Annotated in this window: 19 protein-coding genes; 6 read left to right on the forward strand and 13 right to left on the reverse strand. The window is 32.4% G+C overall.

Annotated elements, in window-relative coordinates; genetic code table 11:
• Nucleotides 1–45: 45 nt before the first annotated feature.
• Together dat and CN601_RS20960 are read left to right on the forward strand one after the other, a co-directional pair.
• The gene (gene dat, locus CN601_RS20955) at nt 46–930 is read left to right on the forward strand and encodes a D-amino-acid transaminase (RefSeq protein WP_098172236.1); all 885 of its coding nucleotides are present in this window, start codon (nt 46–48) and stop codon (nt 928–930) included.
• 214 nt (nt 931–1,144) lie between these two features.
• Entirely contained in the window at nt 1,145–1,954 is an 810-nt protein-coding gene (locus tag CN601_RS20960) for an SGNH/GDSL hydrolase family protein (RefSeq protein ID WP_098172237.1), read from the forward strand.
• A 166-nt stretch (nt 1,955–2,120) separates the two neighbouring features.
• Here CN601_RS20960 and CN601_RS20965 read toward each other — a convergent pair whose 3' ends face one another.
• The 5 genes from CN601_RS20965 to CN601_RS20985 all read right to left on the reverse strand — a co-directional run bounded on the left by CN601_RS20965 (nt 2,121) and on the right by CN601_RS20985 (nt 6,441).
• On the reverse strand, nt 2,121–3,350 hold the full coding sequence (locus tag CN601_RS20965) for an ABC transporter permease (protein ID WP_098172238.1): 1,230 nt from the start codon (nt 3,348–3,350) through the stop codon (nt 2,121–2,123).
• Nucleotides 3,351–4,235, reverse strand: a complete 885-nt coding sequence (locus CN601_RS20970; protein ID WP_098172239.1) for an ABC transporter ATP-binding protein — start codon at nt 4,233–4,235, stop codon at nt 3,351–3,353.
• Between the two features lie 179 nt (nt 4,236–4,414).
• Nucleotides 4,415–4,816 (reverse strand): DUF350 domain-containing protein, encoded by a 402-nt coding sequence (locus CN601_RS20975; RefSeq protein WP_257131774.1) that lies wholly within the window; start codon nt 4,814–4,816, stop codon nt 4,415–4,417.
• 21 nt (nt 4,817–4,837) lie between these two features.
• Nucleotides 4,838–6,082 (reverse strand): glutathionylspermidine synthase family protein, encoded by a 1,245-nt coding sequence (locus CN601_RS20980; RefSeq protein ID WP_098172240.1) that lies wholly within the window; start codon nt 6,080–6,082, stop codon nt 4,838–4,840.
• A gap of 2 nt (nt 6,083–6,084) precedes the next feature.
• Nucleotides 6,085–6,441: an aminotransferase yhxA gene (locus tag CN601_RS20985; protein ID WP_098172241.1), complete on the reverse strand. Its 357-nt coding sequence runs from the start codon at nt 6,439–6,441 to the stop codon at nt 6,085–6,087.
• 219 nt (nt 6,442–6,660) lie between these two features.
• Here CN601_RS20985 and CN601_RS20990 point away from each other — a divergent pair, with 219 nt between their 5' ends.
• Nucleotides 6,661–7,101, forward strand: a complete 441-nt coding sequence (locus tag CN601_RS20990) for a hypothetical protein (RefSeq protein WP_098172242.1) — start codon at nt 6,661–6,663, stop codon at nt 7,099–7,101.
• Nucleotides 7,102–7,370: 269 nt separating this feature from the next.
• Here CN601_RS20990 and CN601_RS20995 read toward each other — a convergent pair whose 3' ends face one another.
• The 7 genes from CN601_RS20995 to zapA form a co-directional block, all read right to left on the reverse strand.
• Nucleotides 7,371–7,556, reverse strand: coding sequence for a hypothetical protein (locus tag CN601_RS20995; RefSeq protein WP_098172243.1), 186 nt, complete (start codon nt 7,554–7,556; stop codon nt 7,371–7,373).
• A 95-nt stretch (nt 7,557–7,651) separates the two neighbouring features.
• On the reverse strand, nt 7,652–8,110 hold the full coding sequence (locus tag CN601_RS21000) for a GNAT family N-acetyltransferase (protein ID WP_098120318.1): 459 nt from the start codon (nt 8,108–8,110) through the stop codon (nt 7,652–7,654).
• Between the two features lie 9 nt (nt 8,111–8,119).
• Nucleotides 8,120–8,986 (reverse strand): alpha/beta hydrolase, encoded by an 867-nt coding sequence (locus CN601_RS21005; RefSeq protein ID WP_172447303.1) that lies wholly within the window; start codon nt 8,984–8,986, stop codon nt 8,120–8,122.
• A gap of 220 nt (nt 8,987–9,206) precedes the next feature.
• Nucleotides 9,207–11,561 (reverse strand): endonuclease MutS2, encoded by a 2,355-nt coding sequence (locus tag CN601_RS21010; RefSeq protein WP_098120320.1) that lies wholly within the window; start codon nt 11,559–11,561, stop codon nt 9,207–9,209.
• Between the two features lie 19 nt (nt 11,562–11,580).
• On the reverse strand, nt 11,581–13,299 hold the full coding sequence (gene polX / locus CN601_RS21015) for a DNA polymerase/3'-5' exonuclease PolX (protein ID WP_098172244.1): 1,719 nt from the start codon (nt 13,297–13,299) through the stop codon (nt 11,581–11,583).
• 36 nt (nt 13,300–13,335) lie between these two features.
• A complete protein-coding gene (locus CN601_RS21020) occupies nt 13,336–13,863 on the reverse strand; it encodes a CvpA family protein (protein WP_179865638.1) in 528 nt (175 codons plus the stop codon).
• Nucleotides 13,856–14,140: a cell division protein ZapA gene (zapA, locus tag CN601_RS21025; RefSeq protein ID WP_257131775.1), complete on the reverse strand. Its 285-nt coding sequence runs from the start codon at nt 14,138–14,140 to the stop codon at nt 13,856–13,858. The genes CN601_RS21020 and zapA overlap by 8 nt, the downstream gene beginning before the upstream one ends.
• Nucleotides 14,141–14,242: 102 nt before the next feature.
• Between zapA and rnhC the strand changes: the two genes are divergently transcribed.
• The gene (rnhC, locus tag CN601_RS21030; protein ID WP_098120324.1) at nt 14,243–15,175 is read left to right on the forward strand and encodes a ribonuclease HIII; all 933 of its coding nucleotides are present in this window, start codon (nt 14,243–14,245) and stop codon (nt 15,173–15,175) included.
• A gap of 34 nt (nt 15,176–15,209) precedes the next feature.
• Here rnhC and CN601_RS21035 read toward each other — a convergent pair whose 3' ends face one another.
• Complete coding sequence (locus tag CN601_RS21035; RefSeq protein WP_098120325.1) at nt 15,210–15,482, reverse strand: hypothetical protein; 273 nt, start codon at nt 15,480–15,482, stop codon at nt 15,210–15,212.
• A 120-nt stretch (nt 15,483–15,602) separates the two neighbouring features.
• Here CN601_RS21035 and CN601_RS21040 point away from each other — a divergent pair, with 120 nt between their 5' ends.
• Both CN601_RS21040 and CN601_RS21045 read left to right on the forward strand, forming a co-directional pair.
• A complete protein-coding gene (locus tag CN601_RS21040) occupies nt 15,603–16,043 on the forward strand; it encodes a DinB family protein (RefSeq protein WP_098172245.1) in 441 nt (146 codons plus the stop codon).
• A 14-nt stretch (nt 16,044–16,057) separates the two neighbouring features.
• A complete protein-coding gene (locus CN601_RS21045) occupies nt 16,058–16,513 on the forward strand; it encodes a PH domain-containing protein (protein WP_098172246.1) in 456 nt (151 codons plus the stop codon).
• The last annotated feature ends 155 nt before the right edge of the window (nt 16,514–16,668 follow it).

Raw genomic sequence — 16,668 nt, forward strand, 5'->3', positions numbered from 1 at the left:
TTTATTAGTAAAATGACTTTTATGATAACGGGGAGTGAAGAATAGATGAAAACAAAGGTTCTTTTAAACAACCGTATTGTTGATTTAAAGTCTGCAAATGTAAATATATTAGATCGAGGTTATCAATTTGGAGATGGTGTTTACGAAGTCATTCTTTTTTTCAATAAATCTTATTTTGAACTCGATGCACATTTAATTCGTTTAAAGGAAAGCTGTGAAAAAATACTAATTCCCTTTAAAATGCATCTAAAAAAGCTTGAAAGTGATTTAGTTTATTTAATGAACACTTGTGATTATGATAATGGCTATGTTTATATTCAAATTAGTAGAGGTGTAATGAACCGTAATCATATTTATCAAGAAGAAGCTAATTTAAAACCTCAATTAATTGCCTATACAGTTAGAGAAGATCAAAGACCATTACAACAAATGGATAAAGGAATTACTGCTTATGTAACTAATGACATTAGGTGGCTCCGCTGTGATATTAAAAGTTTAAATTTATTGGGCAGTGTTTTAGTAAAAAATGAAGCTTTTGCTAAGGGAGCAAAAGAAGCTATTTTGCATAGAGATGGAATCATTACTGAGGGTTCAGCAACAAATGTCTTTATCGTAAAAAACTCAACTCTTTATACCCATCCTGCAAATCATTTAATTCTTAATGGTATTACCCGAAAAGTAGTACTTGAAATTGCCAAAAAAGAAAATATAGAAGTAAAAGAAGATCCATTTTCAATCAATGATCTTTTAAATGCTGATGAAGCTTTTACAACTGCATCAGTTTCGGACATTTTACCTGTTACTTCAGTTTTACTCGATGAAAAGTCTTATTCTATTGGTTTAGGTAAACCCGGAGTAATAACAAAGAGAATACAAGACTCCTATACTAATTTAATTGAGAAAATACCACAGGATCAGTCAACTAACTAGTAGATAATCTAATCGTCCCCTATTGTTTATTTTAAATAACAATAGAGGGGCGTTTTCTTTTAGTTCTAAACTTTAAATAGAATTCGATTAATGTAATATATAGTAATGGTCACATATAAACTGTTAATACTGTAAGGTCCTTGTGGCAAAATTACATGAGCAAAAAAAACGCTTTACATGTTTAAAAAGTAAATGTGTAAAAAGGGTGATATCTATGAATAGATTATCATGGAATGTAAAACGCATTTGTAATAAATTGTTCGCAAATATGCCTTATGTAAAAGGTAAAATGATAACTAAATACAAATCAATAGAATGGGTTAGCTATGGGGATAGTATAACTTCGTCTAACGGATGGCAACCAGCTGTAGCGGAAAAGTTAGGTTTGACCCATCTGAATAGAGGGATTGGCGGAACAACTATAGCTGAAAATGGGTCGATTGCTTGGATCGATAAAAATGGAAATTATAAAGGTCACCCACCTGATATACAGCCAAAAGGAACAACAGAAATTTTGTCTAGTATGTGTAACAGTCAAAGAATCAATGCTACGATTCCACTTACTACTCAGTTATTAACAATAATGGGTGGGACAAATGACTTTGGTAGAAACATTCCTTTAGGAAATGGATTGCCAACAAATAAACACCTTAACTTAGACGAATCTACATTTACTGGTGCTTTGTGTTCGATGGTTGAAAAAATACAATTAAGGCTACCAGACTGCAGAATTATTCTTATGACGCCTGTACCTAGATATCACGAGGGAAAATATGAAGATAAAAATAAAGCCGGTTTTTTAACATCTGATTACGCTCGAGCTGTAAAAGATGTAGCATCTTTTTACTCATTGCCTTGTATTGACCTATACTCTAATGTTGGCTGGAATCGAATGAACGGTGAATATTATTTAATTGATAGTATGCATCCGAATAATACAAAAGGATATAAACGTGTTTCGGAGATTGTAATTGGAGAGTTGGAAGTTTTACAGCAGAATGTGAATTCAAAAATCAAAGACTAGTTCTTTGAAAGAATTAAAGTTAAAACTAAGTTGAGTAATCAGCTTCTATTTCATTTCGAAGCATAAAATCAATTTTTTAAAAAAGAGTTACTTCAGATTTACTGTGTGAAGATGAAATAAAAATAGATCTCCTAAGTCAGCAATACGACTTGAGAGATCTCTTTTTTTATTGTCTTTTCAATAATCGAACAACATCTTTCAATTTTACTTTTTCACTGTAATACATGACCCCATTAACATAAATTCGGCTAGCAACACGAGTTAAAATCAAAATTGAAACGAGTAAAATTAATACACTAGCACTTATTTCTATAAAATTCATTTCTCCGCTTACAAATCTAGAAAATGCTACAAGTGGTGCAAAGAATGGAATGTAAGAGCTAATTTGGATAAATGTACCGTTTGGATTTATTAATGCATTAATACTAATAAAGAATGCAGCTACAACTAATATTGTAAGTGGCATCAGAACCATTTGAAGCTCTTCTGTTCTAGAAACGACTGATCCAATTGCAGCGTAAAGTAATCCGTACAATAAATAACCTAGTAAGAAATAAACTACAAAAGCTATGATGGTTGAACTATCTAATGCCTCTAAATCTATTTTCATTCCAAAAAAAGATATCGCATTAGTATTCACCCAGCCTAATAAATTGGCAAATAGAAATCCTAATCCTAGTACAATTAATTGTGCGCAGGCTACAAAAAATACTGCAACGACTCTTCCATATAGAGTAACGACAGGACTTACTTTAGGTAATAATACTTCCATTACTCTAGAAGACTTTTCAGCAACGATACCAGTAGCGATTGAGTTTCCATAAATTAATAAAAACATATATAGTAAGAAGCCAAAAAAGTAAGCAATTCCGAATGTAGCCATAGGGTTTTTTAGAACTTCTTCTTTAACTTCCACTTTTTGCAATAACATTGCTACAGAGTCGGGTGATAATTTTAAGTCTTGCGCAGTTTTCGTTAAGTAATTTTGTTGCAATGTCATATTTAATACTGAAAGTACATCACTATTTGAGAACTTTTTATAAGTATATTGAATTGCCGGGACATTGTTCTTTTCAGTGATGATAATTAATCCATCTTTTGAGCCATCCTCAACTTGTTTTTTTACATCTATTTCATTACCCGGATTTCCCTGCTCTATTTTAGCCGATTTAAGTGTTTTGTTTAAACTAGCAGGATCTAAAGGATAATTTACCGTCTGATTAATTAATACAATTTTATCTTTATCCTTATTAGTCTTTTCTGTACCCGCGATATATTTCTGTACTCCAAATACCCCAACGACAAAAATAAATAAAACTACACTCATAATCATCGTTGCTTTTGCCATTAAGCCTTCACGTAAATGAAATAAAAAGACCGTACTAAATTTTCTCATTTATCTCGCCCTCTCTATAAAGATATCATTTAGTGTCGGCTCTAATAATTGAAATTTCCTTATTGAACCCATTTCCGACTTTATATGATCTAAAATCGTAAATGCTTCCTCATCACTTTTCACTTTTATGTAAATTCCCGAATGCTTTTGTTCATAACTTACATTTTTAGAAGCTAATAATTGTTTAATAGGCTCTATATCTTCTAAAATTAAATTTCTATAACCATATTCCTCTTTTAATCTACTTAAACTACCTTCTGCGACTACATTTCCGTTCTTTAAAATACAAACATGTTCACAAAATGCTTCCACTTGATCCATGCGGTGGCTCGATAATATTACCGTTTTCCCTTTTTCAATTTCTTCGGTAATAATTGATGCCATTAAATCCGCATTAACTGGATCTAGTCCACTAAAAGGCTCATCTAAAATAATGAACTCAGGATTATGTAATAAAGTTACAATTAGTTGAATTTTTTGTTGGTTACCTTTGGAAAGCTCTCCAGCCTTTTTATTTCGATAGTGCGGTATTTCCAAACGATCTAACCAGTATGTTATTTCTTTATCGACTTCCTTGTTAGACATTCCTTCTAGTTTTCCAAAGTACTTTAGTTGATCAACAACCTTACTTTTTGTAAATAAACCTCTTTCCTCTGGTAAGTAACCGACCTTAACTTTAGTCGTTTTAAAAGGAGCACCTTCCCAATTTATTTCTCCATTAGTAGGGGTAAGTAGCCCTATCAACATTTTAATAGTGGTCGTTTTCCCCGCTCCATTCCTACCTAATAATCCTAGTACTCTTCCTTTAGGCAAAGTTAATGACAATTGATTAACTGCAATAGCATCTCCAAATTTTTTAGAAAGCTGTTTAATTTCTAAAGTCAACGCTTTTCCTCCTTCTAAAGTGAAAGTAAAGTACACTTAAACTTATTGTAATTTTTTTAATTGCTTATAAGATAAGCATACAGTTAAAAGAATTTCAATAAAAGTTAAATTTAATTTTTTGCGTATCTAGCCAAATAATTAAAAAAGAGAATGCCAAAATAGCATTCTCATTCTTGTCATCAATATGAAATACTACCCGAAATCAATAAACCTACTGTTACGCTTAATGTAAATAATAATGCTGCAACGGCAACATTACCTTCTTCAACCTTTTTAGCAAATGATATTTTCGGAAATACTACAAATTCGGCAATCCAATATGTAACCATTTGAGCTATAATGCCAACTAGGCTCCAAATAATAAAGTCCCCATAGTTAACTGAGTATTTTGCTGCAGACATAATAACGATTGCTAATCCAACTAATTTACCTGCTAATTTTAATGCAACGGCTATATTGCCATCAACTAATATTAATTTTTGCTCACTCATCTTAGTTGTAAAAGTAAACGCTAAAAATCCAATAAATAAAAGAATAAGTCCTGATCCTAAATATTGCAATGTACTAACAATACTATCCATTTAACATCTCATCCCCTTTATTTAAATTTCTTCTTCAACAATCCCTACTGGTAAAAAGCAACTTTCGTTTCCAGTAATGATATTTCCAGCACGCACGCCGATTGCACCGTATTCTTCCTTAATTAAAAAACTACCTACTAATACATGTAAATTTAACACCCCTTCAGGAGTCATAACCTTACGCTTAGGTAAAGGCGAGTATTGTTGGTAGACCATCACCTGATTAGAGTAGTTATTCTGATTACTTTGCTGACTATGTTCACCATCATAAATCTTAATCGAATCTCCTTCACGTCCAAATGCAGGTTTCTCAACATATGGAAGTTTATGTTCGATAAAATAATCTGGCTCTAAAAAAGTTGGTAGAAAATAATTGCTAATGACTTCATGTTCTTCAACTGTAAAAACATCTGATTGTTCTATATGTAAGTTCCAAATCAATGCTTGAACAGCTTTAGACTGTAATAAAAATGATGAGATAGGATTGAACATAATTAATTTCCCATCTATTACAAGCTGTAATAATGCCAATCCAATTTTTGTCCCATCTGAAGATTGATCAAGCTCTAGATGTTCAATTGGATAAGTTTGTCGGTAAAGAATATGTATTCTTTCCCCTTGAGGTGTATATAGTCCATCATTTTCAATAATTTGTAAGTCTACTAGTGAAATCAATTGACTCTTACCTTTGTATAGAGATTGAATATACTTAACTGTCTTCCAGTCTTCCTCATGTTCTCCGTGAGCTGTAAAAACAATCATCGGTTCATCTAAACCTTTAATACTTTTATTTATGACATGATTTATGACGTTAGATAATTTCATTTCACTTTCAGCATTAGGATTTTTCACATTGAAGTAATCTGTAATATAGCCATTAACATGATGTGTTTCCATAATAAAAGTTGGCGTGTCACTATTACATTCATAATGTTTCCAACCATCCTTTGTGAAGGCAAGATCAATTCTTCTAATGATTCCTTCACTTTCAATCGTTTTATGACGTAAAAACGGAAGAATTTCCTTTGAATAACCTAACATATAAAAAATATCATCTGGAAGCTGTCTCATTAAACGAGCCGTCTTATCATAAATTTTTCCAATTTGCTCAGTAATTGAATGAATTTCATCTACTTCACTTTTGGTAAATGGATAATAATCTAATAAAGCATAATATGAATCTTGTAAATCTGCCCAAAAGTCTGGTAATCTTTTATATACTTCTTTTCGTTTTTGCTGATAATCATGTAAATTGACATTTTCCATTATTAACCACCAAATCCTCCAGACGAACCCTTACCAAACCCGCTCTTTGAGGAAGACGAAGTATGTCCTGAAAAGCTACTAGAAGATTTATAGCTCTTATAAGATTTACTTCCATGTAACGCTGTTCTTGTTGGATAAAATATTCCTCCGTGATAATAACTATGGTAGTAATGACTAGAGCTGTCATCACAAACCCAAACACCTTCGTCATCATCAAAATCCCAGTCACGACAATCGTCATTTTTAGGTTTTTCTGGTCGATCCGCACTTTGAGAACTACAACCAGCTAGTGCACCTACTGCTAATCCACTCGTTAAAGCGATACTAACTTTTTTCATTAATAATGATGTTTTTGACATTTGGATCTCCTTTCCAGAATTAAATTAGTCTATTCTATACTAAACTACACTCAGGCGAACTGTATATAAAAACTAGTTTACGATGAAAAATGAGAAACAAGTTAAATATATTCATAAGTAAAGTGTCTTATTCTATTCTTAATGAAATAAATACATACATTTCTAACCGGGTCTTTGTTATATACTAATAGATATACAATTAATAAAGGAGTCCGAACAATGTTTAATACTGATAACATTTTTGTTCTTGAATACCGACTGCTGGACGGCGAATCTACGCGTCCAATTTACCATTTTCCATTTTTATCAAAGGTCCAAATCTTTACTAGAAGATATTGCGACTATTTTATTTTAAATGGTTTCGTTTATGAGAACAGAGGCTCTTATATAGAAGAAGATCGTTATGTAATTGAAGTGGTTGAATCTGAATTAGAAAATACTCCTTATTATCATTTAAATAGACCATTAGGAATTGAAATTAGAGATGTTGATTCTTTTGAGGAAATTCATTTCTATGAAAGCGGGGATGAGTTAGACTTACTATCTTGGCTTCAATCAACCTATATTACAATCAATCAACAAATTTATGAGCAGACATCAAACGAAGTCGATCAAGACCGAAATACATACGTTATGTATGTTAAACCGTTTAATGATTAAAAAATGAGGCCGTACTATTAGTCTGCGTTACAGACGAATAGGCGGCCCCTTTTTTATATTTAAGAAAAGCAAAATGGGGGTATACTGGTGACTTTTTTCAATTAGAGTTGATATTATGCTCTCCATTTATAGATATTTAGTAGATTTCTTCACTTTTTTAGGCTTTTTAAATGGAATTAGAGCATATTTATTAATTTTCCATTCCTGTGTATCTACTTTTGAACAATTATATAGGAGAAATACCCTAACCGGTATAGGTAATTCCCTGTCTAATTTGGCATTCTAGGGAATTTAATTGCAGTTTCACTAATTTTATTTGCAGTTTTGTTAAATTTAATTGCAGTTTTACTGATTTTATTTGCAGATTCTCTATTTTTATTTGCAGTTCGTACTTTATTTGCAGTTTCGGATTTCTTATTTGCACATTTCACAGTTTTATTTGCATGTTCAACCATCTTATTTGCACTTCGGCTGTTATTTCAACTACTCTTCTTTAAATACTTCCTATAAATATAAAAAGTAGGATGCCCTTTTGGGACACCCTACTTGTTTAACCTATTATTTGTTCAAGCTTTATTAAATCTTTACACTGAATTCCATTTTCCCAAATTTCTTCTTCATAATTTTGAATAAAGAAATCACGGGAAATAGTACTTATTCGAAAGCCACAATTTTTATATAACGCTAATTGATGTGTACTTGAATTACCTGTACATATCGAAATTTTAGAATAGCCAAGTTTTTTAGATTCACGGATACCAAAGTGAATTAAACTTTTACCATAGCCATTACCTTGAAAGGCTGGATCAATTGCAATATTTTTAATTTCAATCTCTTCGTTGGAAATTTCCATTAATACGATTATACCAACGAGCAAATTACGATCTACTATTTCATAAATATGACTCTTTTGAATATACTTATCTACCATTTCTTTCGATGGATCAGCAAGTAACAATAGACTCCAATGCTCTTTTGTTAGAAATTGAATTTTATTAATATGACTCATTGAATCTCCTTACTTTTTTAGTCTCGCCTTTAAATAGTTAATCGTATCATTCGTAGACTTTTGTATCGATAGATTTGTAAATCCATGATTTCCATTCTTGAGAGGAATCAACGTAACCATTTTCGGATTTTTCTTAGCAAATCGTTTAGATTGACTAAATGGAACAAGCTTATCCCCTGTACCATGTACGATAAAGATTGGAACTTTTGTCTTTGCTACATATTGTATAGGACTCATCCGATTATATTCAGCAGTCATTTGATCGACGGTACTATTCATATATTTATCTACAATTTCCGAGCTTCTTGAAGTAGGAGATTGATTCATAGTCGTTAAGTCCGAAATAGGATACCAAGCGATCATGTATTTAATTTTACTTTGTATATCAGGTTGAAGACCAGTTAATAAGGCTAAATGACCACCAGCAGAAGCACCTGCTAAACCAATTTGATTTCGATTAATTCCTAATTCAGTAGAATTATCGTAAATAAAATTGATCGCTGTTTTCACATCATTAACAGGAAAATTATACGAATAATTTTCTTTAGAATAAAGTGTATAGTTTATACTAATTGCGGTATATCCGTCATTCACAATTTCATTAAAAATCGTTTGCCATCTTTTGTTTAACTCTTTACTACCATATCTCCAAGAACCTCCATGTACAAATATTAACGTCGGTGCTGGACCATGAGCGTTTTTAGAGCGGTATAAATCAAAAGTTTGTGGCACTTGAGCAGGATTTGTATAGCGAACATCTCTTTGCACAATAATATTTTTATTTACAATTACCTTCTTTTTGTGTTTATGAGGAAAACCATTAAATCCAACAAAGACAATAACAAAGATGACTACCGCTAAGATGATTTTCTTCAAACCAATTCACCTTTCTAATTAAAAAAGAGACTAACTCAATTATTTTCTCAATTCATTATTATGTGGTTTTACCTACATAAATAACAGAATTACGATAATGATGCTAGCCTCCATTATTTTATTTAATAACCGTCACGTATAAAATTCCCCAAACTAAAAATATTGCACAAACTGCAAATAATATTTTTGCCAACTTTTCCATCATTGAACCCCTACTACCTTATTTTAAATCCACTACTGTAACACCGATTCCGCCTTCTGAGGCTGCACCATATCGATAAGATTTAACAGCTCTGTGTTTTTTTAAGTATTCTTGTACGCCTTGTCTTAGAGCACCTGTGCCTTTTCCATGAATGATATTAATTCGTGGATAACCAGCCAACAAAGCATCGTCAATATATTTTTCAACGCGAATTAACGCATCTTCATATCTTTCCCCTCTAAGATCAAGCTCAAGATTGACATGAAAATCCTTACCTTTTACTGAAGTAACCGTTCGTTCTTTTACTTCTTTAGGTGAACTAATATATTCGATATCACTTTCTTTTACCTTCATCTTAATAATACCGAGTTGAACTTGCCATTCACTTTCACCAATTTTATCAAGTAATGTCCCTTTTTGGTTAAAGCTAATTACTTTTACTTCGTCACCTTCACGAAGCTTCTTTTGTTTCTTTGGAGCCGCTTGAGGAATGGTCTTCTTAGGTGCATAAGGAATTGCCCCTTCTAAACGAGTCCTCGCCTCAATTAATTCATGATCTTTAATTGAAGACAGTTGGCTATTTTTAAGTTGTCTCAACTCTTTAATAATATCCTCAGCTTCTTGCTGTGCTACTTTAACACGCTTTTTCGCTTCTTCTTGAGCTCCACGATATAATTCATCACGGTGATCATAGAATTCCATCATTTGCTTTTGTAAATCTTTGAAAATACGTTCAGATTCTTTACGGAAGTCTTCTGCTTCTTTCCATTCTGTCTCTGCACCTTTTCGACTCGTTTCTAAAGATGCGATCATATTTTCAACTTCATTACTTTCTTCGCTTACATGATTTCTTGCTTTTTCGATAACACGATTTGAAAGTCCTAGTCTTCTAGAAATCTCAAACGCATTACTTCTACCAGGCACACCAATTAATAATCGATAAGTCGGACTTAATGTCTCAACATCAAACTCAACACTTGCATTCATAACTTGCTCTCGATTGTAGCTATATGCTTTTAATTCAGGATAATGTGTAGTTGCTACAACTCTTGCCCCATAATCGCTAACTTCATCCAAAATTGAGATTGCTAATGCTGCTCCTTCACCAGGATCAGTTCCAGCTCCTAATTCATCAAATAATACTAGACTATTATGATTTACATGTTTTAAAATATCGACAATATTAACCATATGCGAAGAAAATGTACTTAAGCTTTGTTCAATTGACTGCTCATCACCAATATCGGCAAACACTTGTTCAAACACACAGATTTCTGAGCCATCTAATGCAGGAATTTGTAGACCCGATTGTGCCATTAAAACACAAATACCAATTGTTTTTAAAGTAACTGTCTTACCACCAGTATTAGGACCAGTAATAACAATCGTTGTGTACTCTTTACCTAATTCAATATCATTAGCTACAACGACATCTCTTGGAATTAGCGGATGGCGTGCTTTTTTCAATTTAAAATATCGCTCGTTATTTAAAATTGGTTTACTCGCTTTAATAGCATGAGAGTAGTTTGCTTTTGCAAATAAGAAATCCATTTCAGCTAAAATCTTAACATTTTGCAATAAGTCTTCTGAAGCTTCAGCCACTTGACCTGTTAATGCCATTAAAATTTTCTCAATTTCTTGCTCTTCTTTTACTTTAGCCTCTTGTAAACTATTGTTTAACGTAACGATAGCTTGAGGTTCAATAAATAATGTTTGACCAGAAGAAGACTGATCGTGAACAATTCCGCCATATACATGTCTATATTCTTGTTTTACCGGAATAACGAATCGATCGTTACGGATTGTTACGATTGAATCAGATAACATTTTCTGAGCATTCGAGCCTCTAGTTAGACTTTCTAATTTTTCACGAATACGCGCTTCAGCAGTACGTACTTGTCCACGAATCATCCGAAGTGCCACACTAGCGTCATCTAAAACTTCACCATTATCACCAATAGCAGTTTTAATATTTTTATCTAGTTCTAATAAAGGAATGATTTGCTCACTTAATGATTCTAAATATGGAATCTCTACTTCACTTTCTATTAATCCTTCAATAAAACGAATCATTTGGCGTCCAGCATATGTAACACCTGAAATCGCTATTAACTCAGAAGGTGAAAGCATTCCGCCAATATCCGCTCTTTTAACTTGCATTCTTATATCAGTTAATCCACCAAGTGGAACATTTCCGCGTAGACGGATCACTTTTACTGCTTCGTCAGTTGATTCATGTAGTTCGACAACTTCATCATAATCCGTACTTGGTAAAAGGTTTTTAATTCGTTCTTTACCAAGTGATGATGAAGCATGTTTAAGTAATTGTTCTTTTATTTTTTCGTACTCTAAAACTCTTAATGTACGATTCATACCCCGTACCTCCTTACACTCAATTACGTTTCCTTTCAATTAAGCTTAAAAGTTCGTGTAATTCAAATGTATTTACAATATTTTCTCTTTTTAACCAAGCCTTCTTGGCCGCACTTACCCCTACAGTCATATGCTCTAGCATATCAATGTTATGTGCGTCAGTATTAATTGATAGCAACACACCAGCTTCACTGGCCATCATCAACATTTCTTTATTTAAATCTAGTCGATTAGGATTCGCATTTAATTCTAAAATCGTACCAGTTTCTTTTGCCACAGAAATTAATTCCTCGGCATTTACTTTGTATCCAGCTCGTCTACCAATTTTTCGCCCTGTCGGATGTCCAATCATGTTAACATATGGATTTCTCATTGCATTTTTTAGACGCATCATAATTGTATCTTCATCTTGACTAAAGCTCGAATGAATTGATGCAATAACAAAATCTAGTGAACGTAAAACATCATCCTCATAATCTAATGAACCATCAGGCAAAATATCCATTTCTACTCCATGTAGAATTGTAAAATCAGTGTATTTTGCATTAACACGCTGAATTTCTTCCTTTTGTTTCCATAAGCGTTCAGGAGTTAAACCATTAGCGACTTTTAAATATTGAGAGTGGTCTGTAATAACAATATATTTATAGCCCTTTGCACGACAAACATCTGCCATTTCTTCAATTGAATAGCCACCGTCACTCCATGTAGAATGCATATGTAAATCAGACTTAATATCTTCTAAACGAATTAATGGATATTCATTCGTAAACGTTGAAACTTCTTTCCCATCCTCTCGAATCTCAGGTGGAAAACAAGGCAAATTAAAGTGAGCATAAAAGTCCTCTTCATTATCAAACGTTAAAACTTCACCAGTATTAACATTCTCAACACCATACTCACTAATTTTTTCATCACGCTCTTTTGCTAATTGGCGCATTGCTACATTATGATCCTTCGATCCAGTAAAGTGATGTAAAGTAGTCGCAAACTCCTTCGGCCAAATAATACGGAAGTCAACTGAAATTTCATATTCAGCACCTTTTAAAACTAGAGAAACCTTTGTATCCCCTTGTGCAATTACTCGTACGATTTCCGGAATAGAAAGTAATTGTTGTTTAATACTTTCCGGCTTATTAGAAGCAATAATAAAATCCAAATCCTTAACAGTTTCACGGACTCTTCGTAAGCTTCCTGCTCTAGAATATTTGTCAACATCTTTCATTCCTGCTAAATAAGCTTCAATTTTATCAGCAATTGGTAAGACATCAGCCAACGGCAAACGCTCTGGCTGCTTACCAAATTCCTCAATTGACTCTAAAATATTTTTCTCTGTTTTTTTACCGAACCCAGCTAATCCTTGTAATTTACCATTTAAACAAGCTTCTTTTAACTGCTCCATGCTCTCAATTTGTAATGCTTGATAGAGCTTAGCTACTTTCTTACCACCTAATCCAGGTAATCTAAGTAAAGGAAGTAAAGTTTTTGGTAAAGATTCTTGCAGTTCTTCTAAAACCGCACTTTTGCCAGTTTCAATATACTCTAAAATTACCGCAGAAGTCCCTTTTCCAATCCCTTTAATTGCTGTAAAGTCATCGATTTGTTCAAGACTTCTTTCATCAGCTTCAAGTGCATTAGCTGCTTTACGAAATGCCGATATTTTAAAGGCATTCTCACCTTTAAGCTCCAAATATGTTGCAATTTGTTCTAATAGTTTAATTAATTGCTTTTTATGCATCTTAAGTCACCTACTTAATTTACTAATTTGAACTCATTAAAGTATTTCGGAACTTGAAATTCCATTCCAAAGTTCCATCAATTGATTTGATATAAACGGTGTATGTTGCACCATAAAATAAGCGATATTAGACTTGTGTAATAAATCATGAACTGTATTGATTGGAACAATTAATGCAATAAATAAAGCTAAAATCGAAAATAAATAAACTTCGATAAAGCCTAAAATACCACCTAAAAAAGCATTCATTTGCTTTAAAACAGGTAACTGGAATATTCCATTTATTAATGAACCAATAAATGTGATTACTAGTCTTGTCCCAATAAATAGCAGGGCAAAAGCAATAATTTCATAAGCAAATCCTTGTACATTTACGACCTGACTTCCATTTATGTGCATTGGAAATAATTTTTTAAGTGAAGTAGCGGTCTGCTCATAATAATGATAAGCTAAATATAAGGATAGTAAAAAACCTAGTAATCGAACAAGGCTGCTAACAAATCCTCTTCTCCAACCTGTCAAAATTCCTAAAACAAAAATAATAAGTATTATTAAATCAATCATTGTCATTCTGCTCACTTTTCAATTGTTTTTCTACTAATTTTTCGAGCATTTCAGCTCTTTCTTTTAATTTTACATAATCACTCACAATATTGATTGCTGTCAAAACGGCTAATTTATTTGTATCCAAAAATGGATTTTTTTGATTTATTTCTTTCATTTTATCATCTACAATTGAGGCAACATGACGAATATGATCTGTGGACTCGTTACCAGTAATTGCATAATGTTGCCCATAGATAGTCACATTTAGTTTTTGTTTTGATGAAGAATTGGACAACTTCATACCTCCAATCAGCTATAAACATTCTAACCTTAACTATAACATGAAATTCAATACAATCAAAAGTATTGGAAATTATCTGTAACAAAGGAGAAATTTATGTCAAACACTGTATTAACAGTTTCCGAAGATACACTCTTAAAAATGAAATCATATTACCAAAATAGTCTTCAACCAAAAGTGCCACAAGGTGGAATTTTCATGGCCAAACCAACTGGTTGTACAATCACTGCTTATAAATCAGGCAAAGTAATGTTCCAAGGCTCAAATTGTGATGCTGAAGTAAGTAAATGGCAAGGGAAATCGGCTAGCCAAACTCCTAAAAAGGTAAATCCTACAAATTCGAATTCAACTTTACCAAAAAACTTTTCAAGTCTTGCAGTTATTGGGAGTGATGAAGTTGGTACTGGAGATTATTTTGGACCAATGGCAGTAGTTGCTTCCTTTGTAGATCCGAGTCAATTCGAATTACTAAAAGAATTAGGGGTTAAAGATTCCAAAGAATTAACTGATGATGCCATATGTAGCATAGCAAAAAAGATTATGCATGTCGTAACTTACAGTCTTTTAGTACTACACAATGAAAAATATAACGATATGCAAGAAAAAGGCTATAATATGAACAAATTAAAGGCCTTACTACACAATCAAGCAATTCGAAATACCATTTCAAAATTAGAAGGAAAAACGTATGACGCAATTTTAATAGACCAATTCACTCCTCCAAATCTGTATTACGGATATTTAAAAGGCACAAAAGAAGTGATTCGAGATAAAGTACAATTTGCTACAAAAGCTGAAGGTCTACATCTTTCGGTTGCAGTTTCTTCAATTCTAGCTCGCTATTCATTTCTTCAACAAATGGACAAATTAAGCGAAAAGGCTGGCATGACCTTACCAAAAGGAGCCGGTGCAAAAGTAGACCAAGCCGCTGCAAAACTAATTAAATTAAAAGGTTTTGAAGCTTTAAGAAGTCTAACAAAATTACACTTTGCTAATACAGAAAAAGCATTAAAAATTGCAAAGAAATAAATAAAAAAAGCTTTATTCTAAATGAAAAATTCATTTAGAATAAAGCATCTACTATAAATACAATGAAACCTAAAAGACTAGCAACTTGTTTTTGTTTTTTATATCGAAGCATTGGTTTAGATAATAGAAATAAACAAATTAAAAAACCAAAAGGTACTGGCAACCAAAATAATCGAAAAGGCAGAGAAGCTAGTACATAATAACCGATCATTTGAAAACCAAGATTATTAACATCCCGCTTAATGGCATCTTTATAAACTGCTAATACACCAACTAACAATCCAACATAAAGTAAAAAGACTAACATCAAGCCACCTCCAAGATTGTCCTACTAACAACCTATTCACCAAAGGCTTGTCTAAAGACACATAAAGAAAAATGTTTGTTCATATTCATAACATAGTAGAAACGAAGGAGGAGTTTTTAGATGAATAATTTATTAAACGAATTTAGTAGTCTAATCCAAACCGTCCCAAAAATCATCATATCTTTATCGAATACAAATTTTAGATCGAGCCCTACAAAATGGTCGAAAAAAGAAATCCTTGGTCATCTTTGTGACTCAGCGACTATGAACCATAAAAGATTTATAGACAGATTATCCTCAAACGATGAATTAATTCTGGAACTTTATAAACAAAATTCATGGGTAGAACTTAATGATTATCAAAATGGCTATACAATTGAAGAAATTCTTACTTTATGGACTACGCTAAATAACCGATTCATAAATGTACTCTCAACTATTTCAGAAGATCAATGGAAACTACAATATAAAACTCAAAATGACGAAACAGTTACTCTAAGTTGGTTATTTACAGATTATATTGATCATATGAAGCATCATCTAAATCAAATTTTAGGATAGGAAAAGATATTGTCATGAAATTTAAAGTGAAGAAAAATCCACTACTAGTCGTTTTAATTCTGAGCTTAATCCCAATTATTATTTCAGTTCCAATTATTAGCATACTTGAAGGCGATAGCGCTGGAATCATTATAAGTCTAGTTGTCTTTGTCTTTTTATTGCCAATATTGATTGTTCTAGCTTGGGCATTATTTCACACGTACCACGAATTAACAGAAACCGAATTCAAATCCAAATTTGGTTTTATTAAAATTAACATCCCATATAGTGAAATTAGGACCGTTTGTTTTTCAAATAATCCAGTCTCATCACCAGCCTGGACTTTTAAACGATTAAAAATCGAATACAAAAGATACGAATTTGCATTGCTTTCACTACCAAAAGATGAAGAAATTTTTCTACGTGAAATAAAAAAGCATTGCCCAGACGCGACTATTTTAAATCGCCAAAAAACAGAGGTATTTAGTTAATTCAATAAGAAAACTTACAAGGTAGTCTCTTCCTTGCGAGTTTTCTTTGTTTTTTGTACTCATACTCCAATAAAAAGATTGGATCTTTAAAGGTCCAATCTTTTTATGAACAATAATTGGTGTTTTATGAACAAATTTGGACTTCGGTCAAGAAA

The sequence above is a fragment of the Bacillus sp. AFS017336 genome (assembly GCF_002555445.1).
GTDB lineage: Bacteria > Bacillota > Bacilli > Bacillales > Bacillaceae_G > Gottfriedia.